13 protein-coding genes are annotated in these 21,964 nt (G+C 63.0%); 3 read left to right on the top strand and 10 right to left on the bottom strand.

Translation table 11 applies throughout. The annotated features are described in order from the left end of the window. Positions 1-2: 2 nt before the first annotated feature. A complete protein-coding gene (locus tag LWC34_RS30060; RefSeq protein ID WP_233728443.1) occupies positions 3-500 on the bottom strand; it encodes a hypothetical protein in 498 nt (165 codons plus the stop codon). A 956-nt stretch (positions 501-1,456) separates the two neighbouring features. On the opposite strand from LWC34_RS30060, the gene LWC34_RS30065 reads away from it, so the two are divergent. Further along, positions 1,457-2,377 carry a hypothetical protein gene (locus tag LWC34_RS30065; RefSeq protein WP_233728444.1) on the top strand — a complete coding sequence of 307 codons (921 nt, stop codon included), beginning with the start codon at positions 1,457-1,459 and terminating at the stop codon, positions 2,375-2,377. A gap of 6 nt (positions 2,378-2,383) precedes the next feature. On the opposite strand, the gene LWC34_RS30070 is transcribed toward LWC34_RS30065, so the two are convergent. From LWC34_RS30070 to LWC34_RS30095, 6 genes are all read right to left on the bottom strand, one after another. Then, positions 2,384-2,635: a hypothetical protein gene (locus LWC34_RS30070; RefSeq protein ID WP_233728445.1), complete on the bottom strand. Its 252-nt coding sequence runs from the start codon at positions 2,633-2,635 to the stop codon at positions 2,384-2,386. 103 nt (positions 2,636-2,738) lie between these two features. After that, complete coding sequence (locus LWC34_RS30075) at positions 2,739-4,355, bottom strand: hypothetical protein (RefSeq protein ID WP_233728446.1); 1,617 nt, start codon at positions 4,353-4,355, stop codon at positions 2,739-2,741. Beyond that, complete coding sequence (locus tag LWC34_RS30080; protein WP_233728447.1) at positions 4,352-4,891, bottom strand: DUF6398 domain-containing protein; 540 nt, start codon at positions 4,889-4,891, stop codon at positions 4,352-4,354. The genes LWC34_RS30075 and LWC34_RS30080 overlap by 4 nt, the downstream gene beginning before the upstream one ends. A 139-nt stretch (positions 4,892-5,030) precedes the next feature. Further along, entirely contained in the window at positions 5,031-6,458 is a 1,428-nt protein-coding gene (locus LWC34_RS30085; protein WP_233728448.1) for a tetratricopeptide repeat protein, read from the bottom strand. Positions 6,459-7,352: 894 nt separating this feature from the next. Further along, complete coding sequence (locus LWC34_RS30090) at positions 7,353-8,633, bottom strand: tyrosine-type recombinase/integrase (RefSeq protein WP_233728449.1); 1,281 nt, start codon at positions 8,631-8,633, stop codon at positions 7,353-7,355. A gap of 469 nt (positions 8,634-9,102) precedes the next feature. Further along, the gene (locus LWC34_RS30095; RefSeq protein WP_233728450.1) at positions 9,103-9,264 is read right to left on the bottom strand and encodes a hypothetical protein; all 162 of its coding nucleotides are present in this window, start codon (positions 9,262-9,264) and stop codon (positions 9,103-9,105) included. A 705-nt stretch (positions 9,265-9,969) separates the two neighbouring features. Here LWC34_RS30095 and LWC34_RS30100 point away from each other — a divergent pair. Both LWC34_RS30100 and LWC34_RS30105 read left to right on the top strand, forming a co-directional pair. Continuing rightward, entirely contained in the window at positions 9,970-16,116 is a 6,147-nt protein-coding gene (locus LWC34_RS30100) for a PA14 domain-containing protein (protein ID WP_233728451.1), read from the top strand. A 24-nt stretch (positions 16,117-16,140) separates the two neighbouring features. After that, entirely contained in the window at positions 16,141-16,338 is a 198-nt protein-coding gene (locus tag LWC34_RS30105) for a hypothetical protein (protein ID WP_233728452.1), read from the top strand. Positions 16,339-16,580: 242 nt separating this feature from the next. Here the strand turns inward: LWC34_RS30105 and LWC34_RS58955 are convergent, their stop codons facing one another. The 3 genes from LWC34_RS58955 to LWC34_RS30115 form a co-directional block, all read right to left on the bottom strand. Further along, the gene (locus tag LWC34_RS58955) at positions 16,581-17,543 is read right to left on the bottom strand and encodes a bacteriocin fulvocin C-related protein (RefSeq protein WP_372496645.1); all 963 of its coding nucleotides are present in this window, start codon (positions 17,541-17,543) and stop codon (positions 16,581-16,583) included. 1,501 nt (positions 17,544-19,044) lie between these two features. Then, positions 19,045-19,677, bottom strand: a complete 633-nt coding sequence (locus tag LWC34_RS30110; RefSeq protein WP_233728453.1) for an ABC transporter ATP-binding protein — start codon at positions 19,675-19,677, stop codon at positions 19,045-19,047. Between the two features lie 64 nt (positions 19,678-19,741). Next, on the bottom strand, positions 19,742-21,838 hold the full coding sequence (locus LWC34_RS30115) for a bacteriocin-associated integral membrane family protein (protein WP_233728454.1): 2,097 nt from the start codon (positions 21,836-21,838) through the stop codon (positions 19,742-19,744). Between the last annotated feature and the right edge of the window lie 126 nt (positions 21,839-21,964).

Below are 21,964 nucleotides of genomic sequence, written 5' to 3' on the forward strand. Positions count from 1 at the left end.
ACTCATGAGTCAACCGAGGCGATATCAGCACGCATCGCCTGCCGGACGGTGACGACCCTCTGATCGAAACTGTCGACAGCGTCCATGACCACCTGGCTAGCCGCACCATTGAGCCGTACTGTCGTCAGTCGCTCGGCGCGCTCCATGACCGCAGGGAGACTTTCGTCAGCGACCTTCGGCGCACGCAACTCGATGATCGACGCCGCCTCACGTAGCGCAGCGACCAGAGACCCAATGTCCGCGGAGGTGGCGGATGCTCGGACGGATGCGTCGCGCAGCGTTCGAGCGGCGACGAGAAACGTCGCGTAGCACTCCTCGCGACGCTTCCGATCGTCCTCGCGCCGCTGTTCGCCCCGCTCGTCGCGGCGTGCGTCGCGTTCAACGTGGGCGAGCTTGACCTGGCGGACGATGGCCATCCACTGCCCAGCCAGCGTCGTCGTCGAGCTCAGGACGGCGCTCAGGACGCCAACCATGATGGTGACCCACACCGATGTGGTCATTGCGCACCGCTCCTCGTGTCGTGCCCTGATGACGCCGGTAACGTAGCGGGTGATCCGATTCCCCACAGGAGCGAGCACCGTGAACACTTCCTCGTGGGTGCGTGTGCCGGCCAGCCCGCATGGCGCCCGCTGGACCACGGTGTCCGTTCAGCGCCAGGTGCTAATTGTCGTGCATTCCGTGACCGCTTGGAACCGATTCGCCGACATACTCGACGTCTTCGAAGCCGACCGCAGGATTCAACTGATTTTCACCACTCCGAATGCGTCTGCCATACAGGGCAACGTCGGGCACCTACTGCAACAACACGGCGCAGTGAGAATCCCCTGGGAACAGGCCATTCACACCGAGTTCGGCCTTGCATTGTCAGCCCACCATAGCGGCGACCTGCACGACATCAACGCGCCATTGGTTGTCCTGTCACACGGGATTGGGTATACTAAATATTCAACCCGGAAACCCGGAAACCCGGAAACCCGGAAACCCGGAAACCCGGAAACCCGGAAACCCGGAAACCCGGAAACCCGGAAACCCGGAAACCCGGAAACCCGGAAACCCGGAAACCCGGTCCGTGTACGGGCTGTCCCAGCAGTGGCTCGTGCGCGATGGAGTTGTGATTCCCAGTGCAGTCGTGCTATCTCACGACGAGCAATACGGTCGACTTGCGGAGCTGACGCCGGATGCCTTGTCGGTCGCGGTCGTCGGCGGCGATCCGTGTTTCGATCGGATGCGTGCCAGCATCGCTCACCGAGCGCGTTACCGTGCAGTCTTGGGGGCGCACTCCGACACCACAGTGGTGGCCGTATCGTCGACCTGGGGATCGAACTCGTTACTCGGTCGTCATCTCGATCTCATAGGTGACCTGCTGGCTGAACTGAGCATAGATGAGCATCTGGTAGCGGCGATCCTGCACCCGAATACCTGGTTCGCTCACGGACCCTTACAGATTCGTCATTGGTTGAGCGAATATTTGCGCGCCGGCTTGCGCCTGGTGCCGCCTGCGGTGGGCTGGCAGCACACCATTGTCGCGGCAGATGTCGTACTCGGTGACCATGGCGCGGTAACTGGATATTCTGCGGCCATCGGGCGCCCCACACTGCTGGCCACGTTCCCCGACCACGATGTTGCACCCGGCTCCGTCATCGAGGCCCTCGGCAAGTCCGCCCCGCACGTGGATTTCCGCCAATCGCTCCATGAACAACTGCACAGGGCCATTGGCGACTACGAACCGGATCAATTCCACACCGTCCGCGAGCTGACCAGCTCGATCCCCGACGAGTCAGCGCGGACCCTCCGGCAGGTCTTCTACCAACTGATGGACTTACCCGAACCGGATCGAGCTGCCGTCGTACGCCCCTTCGACCCCAGCGAACTCACCATCGAGGACGGCATCGCCTGCGCGGCCCTGGTGTCAGCTGAACTCTCCAGCGACGCCTCAGTTCACGTGACGAGGTGGCCAGCCGACGTAACGTCGCATCACTCAGCACTCCACGAAGCTGCGGACATCCACTTGGTCGTGCGCAGCGATCATCCGCAGCGAGACCTTCTCACCCACGCTGCCATCCTGACCCACCAGAACCCACCCAACGACATGCACGCCGATCAAGCTCTCGCCGAGATCATGGCCAACTACCCTGCATGCCGACTCGCCGTGGTGGCTAACAGCGAACGAACTGGTGTACTCCGACACCGCAACGGCGACACCGCAACAGCGGAGGTGGTCGACGGACCCGGCGACGTCGCCCTCGCCGGATCTGCCATCCACGCGTGGCTGGCCAGCGGCCGACCATGGCCAACACTTCCCGACAAGATCGTCATCACGCACGGCCCATTCCGGACATCGATCCAACTCAGCGTGACGGTGCCCATGGTCACATAGACTGGATCACACCTGGTCCCAGGATCGCAGGCACCACCCGGGTGGTCGGCCCGGCTGCCCGGGGTCACGGCCCAAGTACCGGAGATAGGCCGCTCGCAGCCACGCTGCGACGGTACCGTCCGGGAACGTCAGCGATGTCAGGTCGATCTCGGCGGTCTCTTTGCCGCGGCGGCAGGTGGCCACCACGCCGGGTGCCCGGCCGGCCCCGATGGCGATCACGTCGACGGGTATGCCGAGAAAGACCGTTTCGAAGGGCACTGGAATCTCGTCCCCGAGCACTGTGCAGAAGGTCATCCCATCATGCACTCGTCTTCGTCGTGGCGGTCCACGACGATCTCGGCGATCAGGTCGTCGAGATCCTTCACAGGACTCCTCCGGTGGCGGCGGTCATCTTCGCCGAGCGGGCCAGGGCCTTGCGGAGCTGGTCTTTGAACGCTCGATGCCGCGGGTAGGCGTAGAACACCGATTCCAGCAGCACTACTCCGTCACCGCCGCTCCAGGCTGACGCTTCCGCGTGGCACACCGCCAGCGTGGCGGCCTCGCCGTAGCGGGCCTGCTGCTTGCTGGACACGATCCGGCTGATCATGCGCTCGACCTCTGCTCCGGCGATCTCCAGCCACCGATGGCATGGCGGAAGGTCGGCCAGACGCCGCAACAGCAGGTCGGGCAGGCGGGCTGGCGGTGTCTGGGGAGGCGCACCCCACCTGCGGTCCATGCCGTCGAAGAACACCGACAATGCCGATCCGGTCCAGTCCTGCTGAGACACCGCTCCCGACCCGGCAGCCAGCAGGTACGGCAAAAGCACCGGTAAGACGTGATCGTAGGCGTCGCTATCCAACAGGCGCACCGCTTGGTCGACGTCGTCGGTGAGCAACAGAAGCTCTGCCCTCAGACGACCGTCCACTCTGTCGTGTTCCCGTGCCGCTTCCGCGGCCAGGACCGCAGTCGGATCCGACGCCGCCTCATACAGTGCACGCAGCCGCAGATCGGTGGGCTCGGCGCGCCACGCTTCCCGCCGTGCATCCAGCAAGTCGCCGAGATCAGCCAGACGATCGGCGATCCGTGCCCGGCCAGGGCCGGAGTCGGCCACCATCGTCAAGCTCTCCCGCGCGGCCGCCACCGCGTCGGCGTCGCGGCCCTCGGCAGCGAGCGCGTCGATCCAGGCGAGGCAGTGCTCAGCCTGGCGATCGCCACGCTCGCGTGCCAACACGGCCAGGCCGTCCACCCCGGCGGAGCGCTGGACGGCCTCGGTCAGCAGACCTCGCATCAGCGGGTCACCCTCAACCCACCGCAGTTCGTCGATCCACCGGGGCCAGAAAGCGTCCAGCCCCGGCAGGTCCTCGGCGTGCGCCTGCCGTACCTCATCGATGCTCACCGGACGGCATGTGTGCGGCAGGTCATCGGTCCAGGCATCACGCAGATCGGCCGGCATGTCCTCGGCCTCGGACGTGTGCCATATCGTGCGCAGATAGCGCGCGCTCGCTTCCCGCAGATCGGTGTCGACCATCTCCTCCGGCGACTGCCGTCCGCAGAATGTTCCCACTTCCTCGTCCAGATGGAACGCTTGGACCAGGGCGGCATATGCGTCGCGTGCCCGCGACATGTTCCCGCCGAGGAAGACCGCGTCCGCCCGGGCAAAAAGGGCGTCCATCACCTGAACCCATGACTCGTCGCCGAACGAGCGCTTGTCGCGGATCTCGTCATCCCAACCGAAACCGAGAAAGTACTTGCCAGCTGCCAGATCGCTGGCGAACGACTCGATATCGGACAACAGTCCGTCGTCACGGCGTTCCCCCGCCCGGGCCTGGGACGCCGCCACGGCCGTCGCAGGAAACAGATCCAGGAACGCCGCGCGACCCTGGCCGGGCAGACCCTGTCCGTACGCGAGCACGATGTCGCGCACCTGGTCAACAGAAAGCGCCTCCAGACGCCTGCGCAGGTCGTGCGCAAACACCGCGAGCGTCATCGGTTCAGTCATGACCGACCCGCCGGATCCTCATCGCCGGCCCGACCCGGCACGAATGGGATCAGCCCACGCCGCCAGGCTTCGACCTGAAACTCTTCCGGCAGCATGCGCACGTCCACCACCAGACCATTGAACTCGACCAACCACACAAGCGGGTTCTTCTCGATCATGTCCTGCCGGGTCCACTCGGGATCCATCACCGAGATCCCGAGCGTGTCCATGACCAGCCGCCCCTTGTTGGCCATCGTGTGCGGCTTGACGCCCAGCAGGCCAGCCATCTCATCGGTACGCAGGTGCGGACGCTGACTCGGATCGGACAGGAAGTTCACCCGCCCGATCGCATACACGATGCCAGCCGCCCAGATCCGCCGATCACCCCGCACCAGTGGCGAGGGCCGTTTGCGGGCCAGCTTGGCTGTCAACCGGCGGCTCAGCTGGGCGTACTCCTCGTCAAGATGCTCAGAGCAGAACTCGTTCGTGATCGCGGTGATCTCCTCGACCACCGGCCGCACCAGGACGGGCACGCTCTCCAGCTCCGACTTAGCCACGCTCCCGCACCTCCGACACCAGCCTCGTGATCAGGCTGGCATGCGCCAGCCGCTCTCGCGTGGTCACCATCGGGGAAAGCCTCATGGCCGCATAGTCTCTGCCATGCCGCTGCCTGAAACGCCCGGAGGGTTCAGCCACCTACCGCTTGCGTTTGCGCTGAGACTTGCTGAGCTTGCGTCGGGGCTGACGGCGCTGACCTCCGCGCTGGCAGCGCTCGTCCTGCGACGTGCGCCGACCGATCCGCGTGAGCCGCTGGAGGGCGTCGTACCGGGTGTCGACATCGTCAGCTTGTTCGGCCATGCCCAGGGCGGTGCTGAAATGCGCCTCCGCCCCGTCGAGATCGCCGAGCGCGGCCAGCGCGTCCCCGGCATGCATCCGGATCCAGAAATCGTCAGGCCAACGAGCCAGGCCCGCCTCGATCCGGGCCCGCGCCTCCTCGGCGAGGCCTGCTTCGGCCAACGCGACCGCGGCCATTCCGTGATAGAAGGCCGTGTCGTCCGGATCGACCCGAGCGAGCGCGTCGCCCACCATGGCGGCCTCAATGCCCAGGCCGGCGCGGCCCAGGTCGAGGACGAGGTTGACCAGCCAGTCGGGAAGCTGAGCCATCGGCCCGGGCTCCTGCCCGAGTGCGACGGCCAACTCGTCGGGGCGGCCGGGAAACCAACCAGCCGCCCTGACGACATGCTCGGCACGGATTGCCAGCTCCCCTGGCTCGGTAACGACATACATGGCTTCGTCAGCACCGGCGAGCTTGGTGGCCAACCCGTTGGGCAGATGCGGCTGCTCGAGCCGCCGGGACGCATCGGCGAGTGCTCCCCATCCATCCGGGTTGCTGGCATTCGCCCGGGCGAGGCGTGTGCTGATCACTCTCGCCGCCTCACGCTGGTGGGCCGGACACATCCCGTCTTGGGCCTCGGCCAGTTCAGCCGGGAAATGGAACCGACGGCCAGCACATGCCGGGCAGCCGAGTCGTAATTCTGCGGCAACTGCGAGCTCAACCAGCGAGCGGTCAAGGTCAACCGCGCCGAAAGCGTGCTGAACGACGTCGGTGATGGCACCGAGCCCGATGTCCTCCCACCCGGCTGACACGAGTCGCACAGCGACCGGACCGAGCGCGAAGCCGGCCGCGAGATCGGAGAGCAAGTCCGGTATCGCTTGCCGGGTCACGAGGTCGGGGTACTCGCCTGAGATTACGGACTGCTCATGCGCGGCAGCGGTCACCACCGCGGAGCCTGCCATCGAGCCCAGCACATCCGCCATTGTTACCTCCCGCTCTCCTGCCACCTCGACCAGCGACCAAACGGGGGCGTAAACCACGAGTTCGAGATCGGACGGCACCGCGTTGGCAGTAGCGAGCCCATCGGGGCGCCGTGGGCGCCATTCAAGCGGATCCCACGTCATGACAAACAGCCGCAGTGCGTCAGCCATCCGAGCCTGACTGGGCGACAGGCCTGGCCACGCGACACCCAATTCGAGCAACTTCTTCTCGGTGACCGGCGGTACGGCCAGCAGTTGCCGGACGTCATCGGGCAGACCCGACGACAAGGCACCGTTCACCCCAGCCATGACCAGAATGTACCCGGCAACCTCCGTTGTTTGCTTACCCTGATTGGCCGGTTGCGCAACAGAGCCGGATGGATGCCCCTTTCGTCTCGCGGCAACGCGTCAGCACTATAGGACGCGTGTGAGTGACTACTCGGCGGCAAAACGCTGGCGCTCAGCGAGCACCGTTGAGGCACACTCTGTCCTTTAGCACGATGCAGGCAAACAGCGGTACACCGCAACGTCTCCCTCACACCGCTGTCCCAGGTCATCGGCGACCTGTATGAACAACGTCAGGCGGTCTTCCGCGCCTTCCGCATCAAACTGGGCGAAGACGGCGCAACCTGCCACCAGAGTTCGCCGATGTGGTGTCGGCCGTCGTGAGGTTCGTCGACCCTCTTAACCAGCGGGTTCGGGGTTCGAGTCCCTGGCGGCGCACCCGAGAAAGTCGGCGGCGACCAGCGCATCCTTTATCAGTTAAGGATCATGTTGGTCGCCGCTGGTCTTTGGTGGGGCCGGTGGTGGCCAAGGTTGGCCGCCTGTACGCCCTCAAATACACTTGATTCACACGCCGAGACACCGGGCTGGCCTGCGACAACCACATTCCGCGTCCTACAGCACATCGCACTGTGCCGCTGTTCGCTGAACGCGTTCAGAAGCCCACACTATGTCGACGAACTCGCACGCCCAGCACCCCGAGCTGGCTGTCAACGGCCTACCCGCGACCTCACAGACCACCGGCCGCACACCGACAGCCTGCTAGCCGAGTCTGGGAACAGCAAACCCTGTCCGCCGTCGCCCTCTCACCCGCGGACCCTCCTCGCCCGGTGGGCCGAACTTCGCTCAGCCGGACGCCTTCTTCGGTTGTGGTGGCAACACCTCACATCGATGAGTTGATCTTTCTGGTCGATCTGCTCGCTACGCCACCTTCACACGCACCCGTGTCCGCGGCTGCGTGACCATCGGCGCGGCTCCTGCCCGGGAGCGTCGGCGAACGCCTCGGGGCCGGCCCCGCAGCTTGCGCGCAGTCCGTTGCGCCGCGCGCAGTACCAGATCCGCGGTCGCTTCAGCCGCTTTGTGCGCCAGGCAGGGCAACACACTGGTGTACGTGTCCGCGGTGAGCACGATGCTGGCGTGCCCCAGCATGTCCTGCACCGTCTTCAGATCGTTGCCCGCCGCCAGCGACAGACTCGCCGCACCATGCCGCAGATCGTGCAACCTGATGGGCGGAAGCCCAGCCTGGGCCGCCAACCTCCGAAACGCGTGCGTCAGATAACCAGGACTCAACGGATCGCCACGCTTGTTGACAAACAAGAATCCCGTGGGCGCATGATCGAGGTGTCGCGTACGCTGCTGCGCGTCACGCAGACGCCGCAACACGCCCACCAGTCCATGATCCAACGCGACGACACGCACGCTCGACCTCGTCTTGGGCGGACAGATCACGGTCTTGCCGTTGTGGTCCTGAACCTGGTGCGACACCATCAACACCCGGGCATCCAGATCAATATCGCACCACCGCAACCCCGCTACCTCACCGCGCCGCAGACCCAGCAACGCGACCAACAAGTACAACGGATACAGATGATGGCCGCGGACGTGCGCCAAGAACGCCGCAGTTTGCGCGACCGTCCACACCGCCACCGAGGGTCGTTCTCCAGTGGCCTGCCAATGCGCGACCCGCGGCTCGGTCCACACCACCGCCTTCGGCCGACGCCCAGATGGCAACTCCACCCAACGAGCCGGATTCCGCTCGATCAAACCACGCCGGATCGCACCGTTCAGCGCAGCCCGCAGCACACCTCGAATCCGCTGCAACGTCCCGGGCGACAACGGTTTCCCGCGTACCGTCGGTACGCGCATGAGCGATACGAACATGGCCTGGATCTTGCCCACGGTCAGATCCTTCAGCGGAATCCCACCCAGATATGGCTTGAGGTAGTCCCGGATGTGCTGGGTATACAGACGGCGAGTGGACACAGCCAGCGCCTGGCGCGTTTCGAACCAGAGATCCAACCACTGTCCCACTGTCACCATGCTGAGGTCCGGATCCACATCCGCACCCAGCAGATAGTCCCTTGCCTGCTCAGCCGCAGCACGAGTACGGAACCCACCACGCCGCACCCGCTGACGGCCACCGTCGCGACCAACCGGCAACTCCAGCGAGAAGTACCACGACCCATGCCCACGCTCGCCCAACCGTGGGCACCGTCCAAGGAGCCGACGTCCGTCCACTCGACAACCACACCGCTTATACACCCTTCCCCGCTTGTCCATCGTGCTGTCCTTTCACGTATCGACCTACGCCCCTGCACAGGGCACTGTCATGACCGTCCAAACGGACTGGCGCCAATTCATCAGGCCGCATCGCAGGCCAGCACTCAGACTGTCTACACAAGACACCGTGCGCCGCAGACGAGTCGGCACGGTCCGCCAAACCTCATCTCACGTGAGATACATCAGTAAGCAAACGATCCGAACGGGACATAGGACAATGTCACCGATGTGGGTGACGGGCCGGTCGCGTGCATCGTGAGGCGATGACGCAATCAAGCCAGGCGATACGTCGGTCCTCACCAGCGCGCTGCCGACGCTACGCCAAACATCAAGCCCTGCTCGCACACCCGGCGGCGCGCCCACTGGCGCCGACACTTCCTGGAGCACCTGGTCACCCTGCCGAATCTGGCCCGGCAGCAAGCCCGGGTTCCTCTGCGGTATCGCGAGCGACCCTGGCCCGCTCACCACCAACCCAGAGAACCTTCCTGGCGTCCGTGTAGCCGATCTCGTCGAGCAGGATCTGCCCGCCGTTCTGGATGATGAAGTCGATCAAGCCGCTCTTGGCGTCGTTGTGCGCCTTCTCGTACTGCGCGACACACGCTTCAATGTCTGTGGTCTCCGTACGGCAGGCCGCCCGGAACGCTCCATCGTGTCCTGACTCAGGTCGGTGCCGGAATCGCTACCCGCTGCGTCCACCGCAGCCTTTTTCGCCTCCTGATTGCGCTTCCGTTCCGCTTCTTCTCGTAGTCGTACGTCAAAACGGGGCTGGGTGGACGTTGCGTCCATCGACGAACGATCTCCTTCAGCAAGATCGTCGAACCGTGTTCGCTCAGTGCTCGTGCCCGTCAAAGGAGCCCATCTGTCCAGTCGACTACAGCAGTCCTATATGGACTGCCGAGGGCACTGAGTTGCCTCTCGGCATCATGTGGCCAACGCTGCGCGGCGAACTGACTTGCGACTGATGGAGGGTTGACTAACCACTTTGCACACTGTTGCGTGCTGAAAAACATGCCGCGGTGGGAATGTCTACTGGTGTCGGTTTTTGCCCTGCGGCTACTCCGAATGACCGCTTTCGCAGTTGGTGACAGTCGTGTCACGCTGTGTTCGCTAAGTTCGGGTTGCGCTGTCCTACGGGGGGACGCGCACAGTTGTAACCCATAGGGGGTTGTCTATGACGGGCCACAGAGTGGTCCGGCCATTTGGCATGCGCACTGCGCGAGCCGTGGCCACATCCTTAGTTGTTGTCCTTGGTTTGACCGTGACGGAAGCGCCCAGCATGGCCGCCGCACCCGCGGTGAACCCGGTCAAGCGCATCGATCCGCGCGAGCTGCCGACGTTACCCAGCGCACCACAGGCACCGTCAACTTCCGCGGTCAATCCCAAGGCGGATTTCACTCCTCTGTCCACAAGGTCCGGTGAGCAGGCCAGCCGCTTTGACCCGCAACGGTCGAAGCTTGTATCGCGGTCAATGTTCACTGAGGAATACCAGAATCCTGATGGGACACGGACGATCAAGCAGTCGTCGGTTCCGTTGAACGTGCCGGACGGCAAGGGTGACTGGCGTCCAGTGGACACCACTCTAACGCCTGCCGCAGGCCGAATTTCGGCTAAGGCGCAGGGTATGTCTCCGACGGTGGCGGAGAAAGCAAGCGATCCAGCGGTCGTGTCCATTGCGGTGGACGGAAAACGGGCGTCCCTCGGCCTGCACCAGGCGGCGCCGAGTCCGGCGAAAGTGGACGGCAGCAAAGCGGTCTACGAGAACGTCTTGCCCGACACCGACCTTGACTACGAGATCACGCCAGGCTCGGTCAAAGAGACCATCGTCCTGAAAAAGCCGCCCCAGCAAGGAAAATCTTCCTGGCGGTTCCGGCTCGCCACCGAAGGATTGACGCCGAGTCTCGGCACGGACGGCACCGTCAAGCTGACCGACGAAGCCGGAACTGTCAAGCTGGTCATGCCGCCGATCGAGACATGGGACTCCACCGGCAATGCCGACCGTCCGCCCGCGATGACCGGCGGCCGCTACGGCCTGGAGCGAGACGGTGCACAGTGGACGCTGACAGTGTCGGTGGACGAGGCCTGGCTGCGCGACCCCAAACGCGCGTACCCGGTTCGAGTCGACCCCACATTCTCCTTCGGCGTTTTGTCGTCGCAGACCTACCGTTCCGACGGCTACACCTGCGACAACTGTGGTTTGCGTATCGGTAACAGCCAAAGCTCAGGCGACTCCTACAACCGGACCGCGCTGCGGTTCGACTACGCATCGCTGTACGGCAAAACCGTGGTCGGCGCCCGCATGGACGTCACACGGAACACAAGCGTTGTCGGGTCGCTCAAAACCTGGGATACCACGCTGTATCACGCGTCCGCGTTGAACATCAACGGCTTGGGCGCGCGATTGGCTGGTGCCCTGGTTGGTGACGTCGGTAGCTTCTCCTCATCGGATTTGACCGGTTTCCTCCGGCATGTCGTGGACACCCGGCAAGCATCGTTCTTCATGCTGGTCGGCAGCGAGGTGCCGGGCACATGGACCTACAAGAACCTCAACGCAACGCTGAGCGTGGACACCGGCTCCGCACCACCAGCAGCGGTGATGTCGGGTCCGGCGGACAACAGCGTCATCACGTCAATGCCCCCGACGCTCGCGGTGAACCCAGTTTCCGACCCGGACGGCGACCCGGTGACCTACTGCTTCCGCGTCGCGACCGGCCCGGACGCGAAATCCGGTGTCGTGGTCGAGTCGGGTTGTCTGTCCACTCCGACGTGGACGGTCCCGGCAGGTGTACTGCAGGACGGTGTCGCGTACACCTGGCAAGCCATAACATACAGCGGCATCACGACGACCACGCCACCGTGGATTGGGCATTTCAAAGTCGACCAGCGCATTGGTGACCGCGGTCCGGCGCCCTCGGACACCATGGGGCCATTCGCGATCAACCTCGCCAACGGCAACATGACGACTCAGTTCTCGTCACCAACGTTCAACACAGTGGCAGGCGACGCGGGGCTGACGTTCACCTACAACTCACAGCAGACGGACCCCAAGGGACTCAAGACGTCCTACTTCGTCGACCTTTCGCACAACGGGATCATCAACGATGCTCAGCAACCGGTGTTGGTCCGCACTGAACCACAGGTGAACGTCAACTGGGTCGTCGATTCACCATTCGCGCCAGCGCTGGCGCCGGACTGGTTCGTCGTTCGCTGGGAAGGCTTCTTCCAGGCTCCGTCGACAGGCAGCTACCAGTTCGCTGGTGTGCACGACGATGGCGCGGTGGTCTGGGTCAACGGTGCCAAGGTCTACGACGTCGGCAATCCCAGTGATGTCAACTGGACCGAGTCCACCGCGGTGAACCTCACCGCCGGCCAGCGGGTGCCCATCAAGGTCGAACTGGCGGACAAGACGCTCAACGCGCAGATGCGATTGTTCGTACGGACCTCAGATGGCTCAGTGCCGGCTCAGATCGTCCCGGCGGATTGGTTGTATTCGGCGGATCTGCCGACGTTGCCGCAGGGCTGGACGATGTCGTCCGACTTGGACGGTGACGGTAGCTCGTACACCGAGGCCAAGGTCACCGACCAGAACATCGTGCTGACCGATACCAGTGGGGCCAAGCACACGTGGACCAAGAAGAGCACTGGCGGCTACACCCCGCCGGGCGGCGAGCTCGGTGTACTCAGTCTCGACTCCGGTGGCAGGGTTACGCTGACCGACGGCTCGGAAGTGTTCGTTTTCCGCGCTGACGGCAAGCTGGAATCGCAGACCAGTGTTGCGGATTCGCGTAAGCCCGCGACCTTGCGCAACATCTACGATGGAGCGCCGTCTCGGCTGCGGGAGATCAAAGATCCGGTGTCCGGTCGGTCACATGTCCTGCATTACAACCGCGCCAACGACGACTGCTACGGCGGTGCCACGCCACCACCAGGAGCGCAACCGCTCGCGCCGTCACAGATGCTCTGCCGCGTCACCTACTGGGACGGCACCGAAACCCGGCTGTGGTACGCCAATGGGCGCGTCACCCGAATCGAGGACCCGGGCTCGGAGATCACCGACATCGGCTATAACGACAAGGGTCTGATCGAAGCGACGAGGGATGCGCGGGCCAACGACTGGCTCGCCGCCGATCCCGCCACGCGACGGCCGTATGAGGGTGAGGTGACCAGCGCTGTCCTCTACGACACCACCGGTCCCAAACCGAAGGTCACCACGTCGATGACGTCCATCCCGGCGATCGGCAAACCGCGATCATCGCGGACCTATCGATACGACCCGGCCAACCGGCAGACATTCGTGGACGTCGCTGGGCTGTCCCCGGCGATCGGGTTCAGCACGAAGGTGACATACGACGACACAGACCGGTTGCTGGCGACTACCGACGCAGCCGGCAAGACCACCAGTCAGACATGGAATGCCAAGGACCAGAAGCTGACGTCCACCGACGCGGCCGGACGGGTCTCGACCTCGGTCTACGACCACGCCGGACGGGAAATCGAGGAATACGGTCCAGCACCGGCGTCGTGCTTCAACGGCCAGGTACCCACGGCCGCGTGCGCGGCGACTGTGCCGACGTCACAGACGAAGTACGACGAAGGCCTCAACGGCTTGTCGGTGTCCTACTACAACAACCCGACGCTCTCCGGCGCGCCCAAGGTGTTCAGCACAGGTATCGGTGAGGCGGATGGCAGGCTGGCCAAGAACTGGAACGAAGCCGCGCCGACCGCCGACATCCCCGCGGACAACTTCTCCCTGCGGGCGACCGGCGAGATCGTCTTCCCTCAAACAGGCGATTACACGTTGCGGGTCCTAGCCGACGATGGTGTACGGGTGTGGATCGACGACCAGCTCGTCATCGACGACTGGCGCAACACCTCGCCCGTGTGGCGACAGGGCACCGTACGCAGCGAAGTGATCAGGTCGATCAAGAAGATCCGGGTTGAGTACTACGATTTCCTTGTCGCCGCACAACTGGAACTGCACTGGACCACCCCAGGCGGCACTCAGGAAGTCGTGCCAGGCAGCCAACTGCGACCGGCGTACGGGCTCTCCACGTCGTCCGTGGTCCCCGAGTCTGACGGGCTGCCGAACCAGGTCACGTCGACCAAGTACAACGAAGGACTTGACCCGGCATTCGGACTGGCCACTAGCAGCGTCAGCGACCCGGGAGGGCTGCGGGTCGGCGGCAGTTCCGCCTACGAACCACTCGGGACCGGATACCTTCGCACCACAAGCAAGTCCATGCCCAACGGAGCGCGGACCACGTACGCCTTCTACGGGGACACCGAGACCAGAACGAACCCCTGCGTCGTCGGCAGCCCCGCGATCAACCAGGGCGGCATGGCCAAGCTGACCACCACGGCCGCGCCCGCGTCCGGTCCCGCCAGAATCGACGAGCAGGTCTACGACTCCTCAGGCAGGCTCATCGCCAAGTCCACGTCGGGAGCGTGGTCGTGCACGACCTACGACGTCCGTGACCGGGTGCTTGAACAGACCGCACCCGCCAGCGCTACGTCAGCGGAGCGCAAGATCCGCTATGACTACGCGGTCGGCGGCGACCCGCTCACCACGTCCACAACGGACAACATCGGCACGGTAACGACGACCATCGACCTGGCCGGTCGCGCCATCGCCTACACCGATGTGCACGGCACCCGCACGGAGACAACCTACGACCAAGCGGGCCGAGCAACGTCTGAGAAGGTCATTCCGCCGAATTCGAGCGATGCGCCGCAGATCATGACGCCGACGTACGACGATGCGGGGCGGTTGCTGACCACCAAGCTCGGCAACACGGTGCTCGCCACCGTGACCTACGACGCCGCAGGCGACCTGGCCACGGTGACGTATGCCAACGGCACCTCACTGGCCGGCGTCGGCAAGGACGCGGCTGGCCGGACCACGTCACTGAAATGGAAGACCAGTGACGGCAAGGAAATCGTCTCGGCGGTCGGCCGAACGAGGACCGGCACGATCGTCGACGAGCAACTCGGCGGAATCGACGCGCGGCCCAATGCACCGAACTATGTCTACGACGCAATCGGCAGGCTGACCGAAGCGTGGGTGGCAGGACACCACTACACCTACGACTTCACCTCCACATCCCCGGCCGCGTGCCCGACCGGCACAGCGTCCAACGCGGGCAGCAACACCAACCGGATCCGGTTGCTCGATCAGACCGCGAGCGGCACAGCGGAAACCGGCTATTGCTACGACAGCGCGGACCGTCTGCTCACGACCCTCGGCGCCAACGCGGTGACCGGCTTCAAGTACGACACGCGCGGCAACACCACGGAGTTCTCCTCCGGCGGCGCGGTCACCACGCTGGGCTGGGATGGCATGGACCGAAACACCTTCGTTCGTGTCACCGGCTCCGACCCGGCATACATCAGCTACACCAGGGATGTCACAGGCCGGATCGTGCGCCGGATAGCGGCAGAGGGTGACACGACCACCGACGTGCTCTACGCGTCCACAAGCGACAATGACTCCGCGGACCTAGTGCTGGGACCAGACAAGCGATTGCTCAGTCGCAGCATCTCATTGCCCGGCGGGGTGTTGTACAACGTCAACGGAGGCCAGACTAGCTGGGACCACCCGACAGTGCGCGGCGACATCTGCCTGACCACGGACGGCGCAGGCAAACAGGTGGGCGAACTACGCACCTACACACCGTTCGGTGAACCGTTGCGTGCCAACGGTTCGGTGGACCCCGATGCGGTGCCGGACAACCAGCCTGGCCAGTTTGACAACGGCTGGCTCGGCCAGCACCAGCGCCCGTACGAACATGCGGGATCGTTGGCAATGGTTCAGATGGGTGCGCGGCCGTACAGTCCGATACTCGGCCGGTTCCTGTCCATGGACCCGGTTGAAGGCGGGTCAGCTAACGACTACGACTACACCAGTGCGGACCCGATCAACAACACCGACCTCGACGGTCGATGCTTGTGGGGCCTCTGCAGCTGGGTTCAGCGTCAAACATCCAGGGCAGCGAGCTGGGTCAACCGCACTGTTGTCCAGCCCGCCTGGAACTGGACAAGGAACAACTGGCGGACAATCGCGACCGTCGGCGCTGTCGTCGGAGGGCTGGTAGGCGCGGCCGCCTGCGGTGTCAGCATCGTCTGTGGGGTGATCGTCGGCGGTGTGGCTGCGTTCGCCGGTTACTCGGCACAGAATGCCGGGACATCGAACTGGAGGTGGCGCGATGCCATTCGCACGACGCTGCTCGGCGCCGCGACCCCCGGCATTGGCATAGCACGGGCTAGGATCGGGGCGAACCAGGCCAAACCCACCCAACACGGGCTGCGGGTGAACGGCAAGATCAAGTACCGCAAGCCTTGGTTCTACCGTGGCAATCGCTGGAACGCGCACAGCAGGAGCTGGAAACGCTGGCTCTGGTGGCAGCGGTAATCTGAAGTTGGATGAAGGAGCATGATGGGTTTCAAGCGAATCCCGCGGATGACACCCGTACGTCTGCTGATCCTCGCCGCCTGCGTGGCTGCGGTGTCGACGCTCACCTTTGTGGTTGGCGGCTGGGTCGGCCCCGGGCTCGCCGGCGGGCTGATCGTGTTCCTCGGGGTAACGTTCGCTGAACGCTGGCGGCGTCAAGACTCGGACCGCCAGGCGGGCTGAGCACCAGGAAACAAGGAAACCGGCCCCTGGCAACCCAGGGGCCGGTTTTCAGCTTCAGCTGATTCGACCGCCCATCGCGGGAATGTCGAGGCTGCTGCCGTCAAGCGACACGGTCAGCGCACCCGCGGCCTAGTCTGCCATCGCCAACAGACGCCTGTTCTGCGCGCAAGACCGTCGGACTGGAAGGGGCAGTGGAGGTCGAGTGCGGATTACCTAACTCCCACTGCCCCTTCCAGGGAGTTCTAGCAGCGTGGCCAGCACAGGCCAGTACACCGCTTCACACCCAGCGACCCACAACCGAGAGCCGACTCATTACAGTTTGCACCTACACACCTCTGCCCCGGACAACCGCTACACCAATCGTCGCCAATGTTACATTTACAGTCTGAGGCGAGTGGAAGTTGCAGCGTGCTCACGTTCTCTGCGCCTCCGAGAGTTCTTAAGATCGTGTCCGTCTCGGCTTTACCAAACACGGATAGTGAACGACCCTCAAGCGCAGCAATCCTTTTTGTCACAGCTTCGCTTGTCGGGATTTGGAACGTGGACACATCGGAAGCGACGGCGATGGCTTCGTTAAGGACATCAATCTCCGCCTTGGAACGATTCAGGCCAACTGATTTGATTTGCGTGAGATACTCAACCCAGAAACTGCTTCGCTTCTCCACTGAAAGCGCCTCAAATATCGCGCGCCGATAGGAGAGTGGATACTCCGCGAATTCTGCCAAGGTCTGTGGCAGTACTTCCAGGTTTTCCTGGATCCATTTACGGGCGCTTACCCCGGCTGCGGCGGCAGGCAAGGCCCCGCCCGTGAGCAAGCCTCCCGCCACTACTGCGCCAGCTGCAAACCGGAAGAACTTGGCCCGGCTTACCTGGGCACCGTCGCTGACAGTAGCTTCAGTTCGAAGTTGCCCCAAGGCGTTCAGGACGCGCCATGATGCAACTATGCCCAACCGTCGCACCAAGGGGATTGCGAGCGTTTTTCCGATCCATGCCCGAACGGTGCGGCTACTCACACAAAGAAGAGTAGGAGCCCAGGGCGCATCCTCGCCCAGACTTTCGCGGCGCCATGCCTCGACTTCGCCGTCCCCGAGGGGGAGGACCTCAATTCGCCCTCCGCCCGCTTTGTGAACAATTTCGGATACATTCCTACACTGTCCACATGTTCCGTCGAACGCCAGGATCCAACGCGCATCAGTATGACCCATTCGTTTCTACCCCCCGTTATATAGGCGCAAAAAAGCGACAAAATTTGGCGGGACCTTTTATCAGTCAGTTCCAGCCGATAACCACCTTAACGATCACAGGATGTGACCACAGCGGCCGAACAGGTTATCCGTTGCTAGGCGCATGTGACGATCCGTAACTAGGTTCCCGCCCGCTTTGTCACCATCGGCCTAGTTTCGTATGTAGAACATCGATACATGACATAAAGCGAGCTAACTGGGTTAGCAACCGTTCGACCGGATGGGCCAGCGGATCTAATCTTGGGATTGCAGCTGGCAGGTTGGACGCTTCCCAGCCCGCCTGACTGCAGCGCGATGGCGGATACCTCTATACACAGCTGGCTGGGATTGTGCCGTCACCGGCACGGAGACTGCTTCCCCATGCAACGTAGAGACGAGTCTCCGTGTGGCATTCTCCTCAGCTACATCACCCCAGTTTGTTGGTGGGTGAGGCAACCGTCCCCACTGGCGGATGTGGCAACAGGCTCGCGCCCGATCGAGCCGCTAATTGGACTCAAGAACAGTCTCCCGAGCTGCTGCTCGCGTTGTGCACGTTACCGCACGGCACGGGTGACCGAGATATTATGCACTCTTGTGTACACGCGAGCTCCGCACGGAGCACTAGTTGCAGGTGAGTACGGAAAAGCAGCGTTCGACGCTGTTGGCCCACTCCTCTTGATCGGGTGGGCCGAGGTAGGCCCTGGATTCCTGCAAGCGATCAGCGCAAGCACCTCTTTGACCGTCAATCACCATGTTGGCAACGAGGTGCCAAATGCGCACAGAGCAGCGTATACAGAGTCGGACTGTCCCATCAGCCGTGCCGGGGCCATCGTCCGGGCAACCGCTCAACCTACAAGGCGGAAGCGTTCCCCTGAAGCACTTCTGGTACAAGCACGACACGCGGACACGACACATCGCACGGTTCACCAGAAGCCGATTTCCGCCGACACTTTGCGAGTCCACTTGCGTATAGGCGCAACCCAGGCACGTCGACTTGTGAAGCTCATCCGAGCCGAGTTTCATACGAAAGCTGCGAACGATCCGCCATCAACCGACACGACAAGGGAAGTGCAGCGGTTCGATCCCGCGGTGGCCTGAACACGGCTGAAAATATTGGTCTCCGGTGGTCGAGTTCGGCACCTCGACCGATGTAGCTGCATGAACTTTGCTTCGGGAGCCTGGGTAGCGTCGGCTTGCTGCCGGAGATCGGCGAGGACCGGACCGGCCGTGACGTCGTCGATACGCACGGACGCGTGCGCGAACACGCCCTGTGGGTCGGTCAGGTGCTCGCCTGAGGATCCGGAATGGTCCGCTGCCAACCCGACGGGCCGGGGGCTGTCGATGGTCGTGGTGTCCGCCCACAGGTGGCCATGCCGAATCCACCACCTTCATGATGCGGGCCTGGGTTCGTGGGCCGGGGCGCGCGGCAGGCCGCGCAGCCCGCTCTTGCGCATCAGCCGACTCCTAAGTGCTGAATGCGGCGTCAATTTTTTTGCAGAACAAGCTCGCATTCAATATCGGCACACTCACGAATTTGCTCGTTGTGAGTGGCAACAATAACTGCAGTGCCAGCGGTTGCCAACTCGCTCATGATATCGACGACCAAGCCGGAGTTGACGTTGTCCAGAGCAGATGTTGGTTCGTCAAGGAGAAGTATTGGTGGACTCTTTATCAGCAGTTGCGCCAGAGCGACGCGCTGCTGCTCGCCCCCACTGAGCCGAAAGACTTTCTCCTTCTCAGTGCCTCCCAAGTCGACGCGATCGAGAGCCTCCTGCTGGCGAATTGCGTGATCACGACGGGTCGTGCGAGCCAGGCGCAGGTTTTCCGCAACTGTCGCGTCTTCGATCAACGCAAGATCCTGGAATAGGTAACCGATGTTGTCACGCCGATAGCGGCGACCGGCACTCCGGCTCAGTGCGGTGACCTCAGTCCGGCCGTATGTGATACTGCCTTCGGTCGGACGATCGAGCAAGCTGAGACAGTTGAGCAGCGTCGTCTTTCCCGATCCGCTCAAGCCGGTGATCACCGCCACTTGTCCGCCATCGACAGTAATTTCCAGTCCGGACCACAGGGTCCGCCGACCGAAGGACTTGCCCAGTCCGTCGACGCGAATCATCAACCGATCCTTCACAACGGCCCACACCTTACAAATATCTCGATGGTTGTCGGACAGATCATGATCACGCGTCGCTTCCCGCAGCAGAAGTGATGCGGCGGTGTACAGCAAACAAAAGCGCGGTGAAGAGGAGCATCGCAACTGCCGATGCCGTCATTGCGGGCATCAACCGCGACCAGTCGGGAGCTGACACGGTCGGCGGCGCAGGAATGCCTCGGCTGATGTAGACGGCGACCTCTTGCGCACGCTGCCAGTTGCTCACGCATATCCAGGCCAGGACTGCCGCAGGAACGATGCTTTCAAACAGTAGCGCTCGTCGGTGTATGCGCCAGAAACTGCGCCCAGCAACGTGTCCGGCGTAGATTGCACGAGCGTGTTTCCGTCCGTACAGCAGTCCGGTGGAGACGGTAGCCAAAGCCAGTACCGCAATCGTCAGCCCCAGCATTAAAGCATCGGAGATCAAGCGACGGAACTCCATTAAAAGGTTGTCGGCGAGCAGCCCTGCAACTGGAAGCATCGCCGAAATGCGGCCGACGGGAAGGTTTCGTCCTAGCGAAGAGGTGACATCTTCTGGCGAAAGAACGACGCCATAGTAGCTTGCCCACGAAGCGAGGCGAGTATTGTTCACCAACGGTGCGCCGTTGGGAAGTGCCACGATCACCGGGTCGTGAACCATCGGTCGGTTCATCGGAGATCCGTTGCTGTCGATACTCTGACTGTTGACCGCGTACGTAAAAATTGTCTGCCCGTTTGCTGCTACTAACCGCTGCGTGCGCGGCGCTGCCACCTCTGGCGGTAACGCCGCAGGACCGAAGCTCCTGAGTACATTGTCGGAGATGGCGTCTGAGTGCTGATTGAGATGCTCGGGAATAATCACGCGAACCGTATTCTCCGGAGCGGGACCGACACGGGAGCCTGCGGTATCCAGAACTGGCTGCCCCGCAAGAAATGTGTCGTTCACCCACAACACCTCCGTCTCACCCGAGGGTTCCAGGGCCGGGAGGTAGTCTTGCAGAAGATCCCGTTTCATGACGATGACTCGTCCGCGGGCGTCGAGTTGCCGTATCCACGCGCCGACTTCCTCGAAATCCCGATCACTCTCGTCCGGAGTGCGGTAGCCGGGTAGAGTAATGTTGACCGATTCACCCGCGCGATCAGCGTAGGGAAGAGCAGAATATCGATTCGTCAGACCCGCGTAGTCGCCAGCGACTCCAACCGCTGCGGGCACGACCATTAGAACGGCTACTATTCTCAACGGGTACAATAGGGTCATCGCCGGACCCGATCGTACCCTCCCCTTGAGTGCATCCAATACCGAAGTTGCGGATACCGCGAGCACCGCGAGGACGTACGACAACATCATGATAATTACCATCAGCGCCGCCGCAGTTCCGACGAAACGGGCGAATATAGAGAATTGATTCCATCCGTTGTACCACAGTAGGAAGACTGAGATCGCCATCCCGAAAAACAGGAGGGTCGTCGCGAAAAACGGGCCCAGAGCACGCGCGTCCCGACCCATGAGCTGAGCCACCGTTGCGCCATGGAGGCGCCACACGGCGTACCGCCGGGCACTGAGCAACACCGATCCGACGGTCAAGGTGACCAATCCAACCAACAAAGCGACGATCAGTCCCGCCGACCTCAGCACATAGCTCGCAAATATCTGTTTGAACGCGAGCGAGGAAGTCTGCGCGCCAAACAGACCCAGCTTTTCGAACCGCATCGTCAGATCCAGTGCCGCATCCGGTGGTCCGAACACCCGGTAGGTGGCCCGAGGGTCGAGCACAATGCCTGGCTCGAAGGATCTGACGGTCAACTCCAATGTTGGTGACCGACCGAACGGGCGCAGCAGATCACGCGCCCAGGTGACATGATCCGATCCCGGTTCGCCAGACGTAACATAGACGTTTCGGCGGTGGTTTCCATCATGAAAGTCTTCGTCAACACGGATGATGCCAACGCGATGTCGATCAGCGACCGCGATGAGAGTCGCCGCCACCTGCTCCCATGAGACACCGCTCCGGTTGTCGATGACCTCCAGACCTGAACTGCCCTGCCAGCCCGGATGCTTGTCCGAATCTTCGGCGGCCAAGAACCCCAGCAATGCCGCAGTGATCAGCACAAGACAGATGGCGAACTTCAACCCGATGTACCGCACGCCCACCCTCTTCGAATTCAGTCGCTCCGGTGTCCGCATCCGGGAGCTGCAGCTTCCGGGCTGAGGAACCTCACATTATAGATCATATCGTGATCAGTCCCTCGGCGGCATGCGTCAATGAACGCA

It is taken from the genome of Kibdelosporangium philippinense, assembly GCF_021390435.2.
Lineage (GTDB): Bacteria > Actinomycetota > Actinomycetes > Mycobacteriales > Pseudonocardiaceae > Kibdelosporangium > Kibdelosporangium philippinense.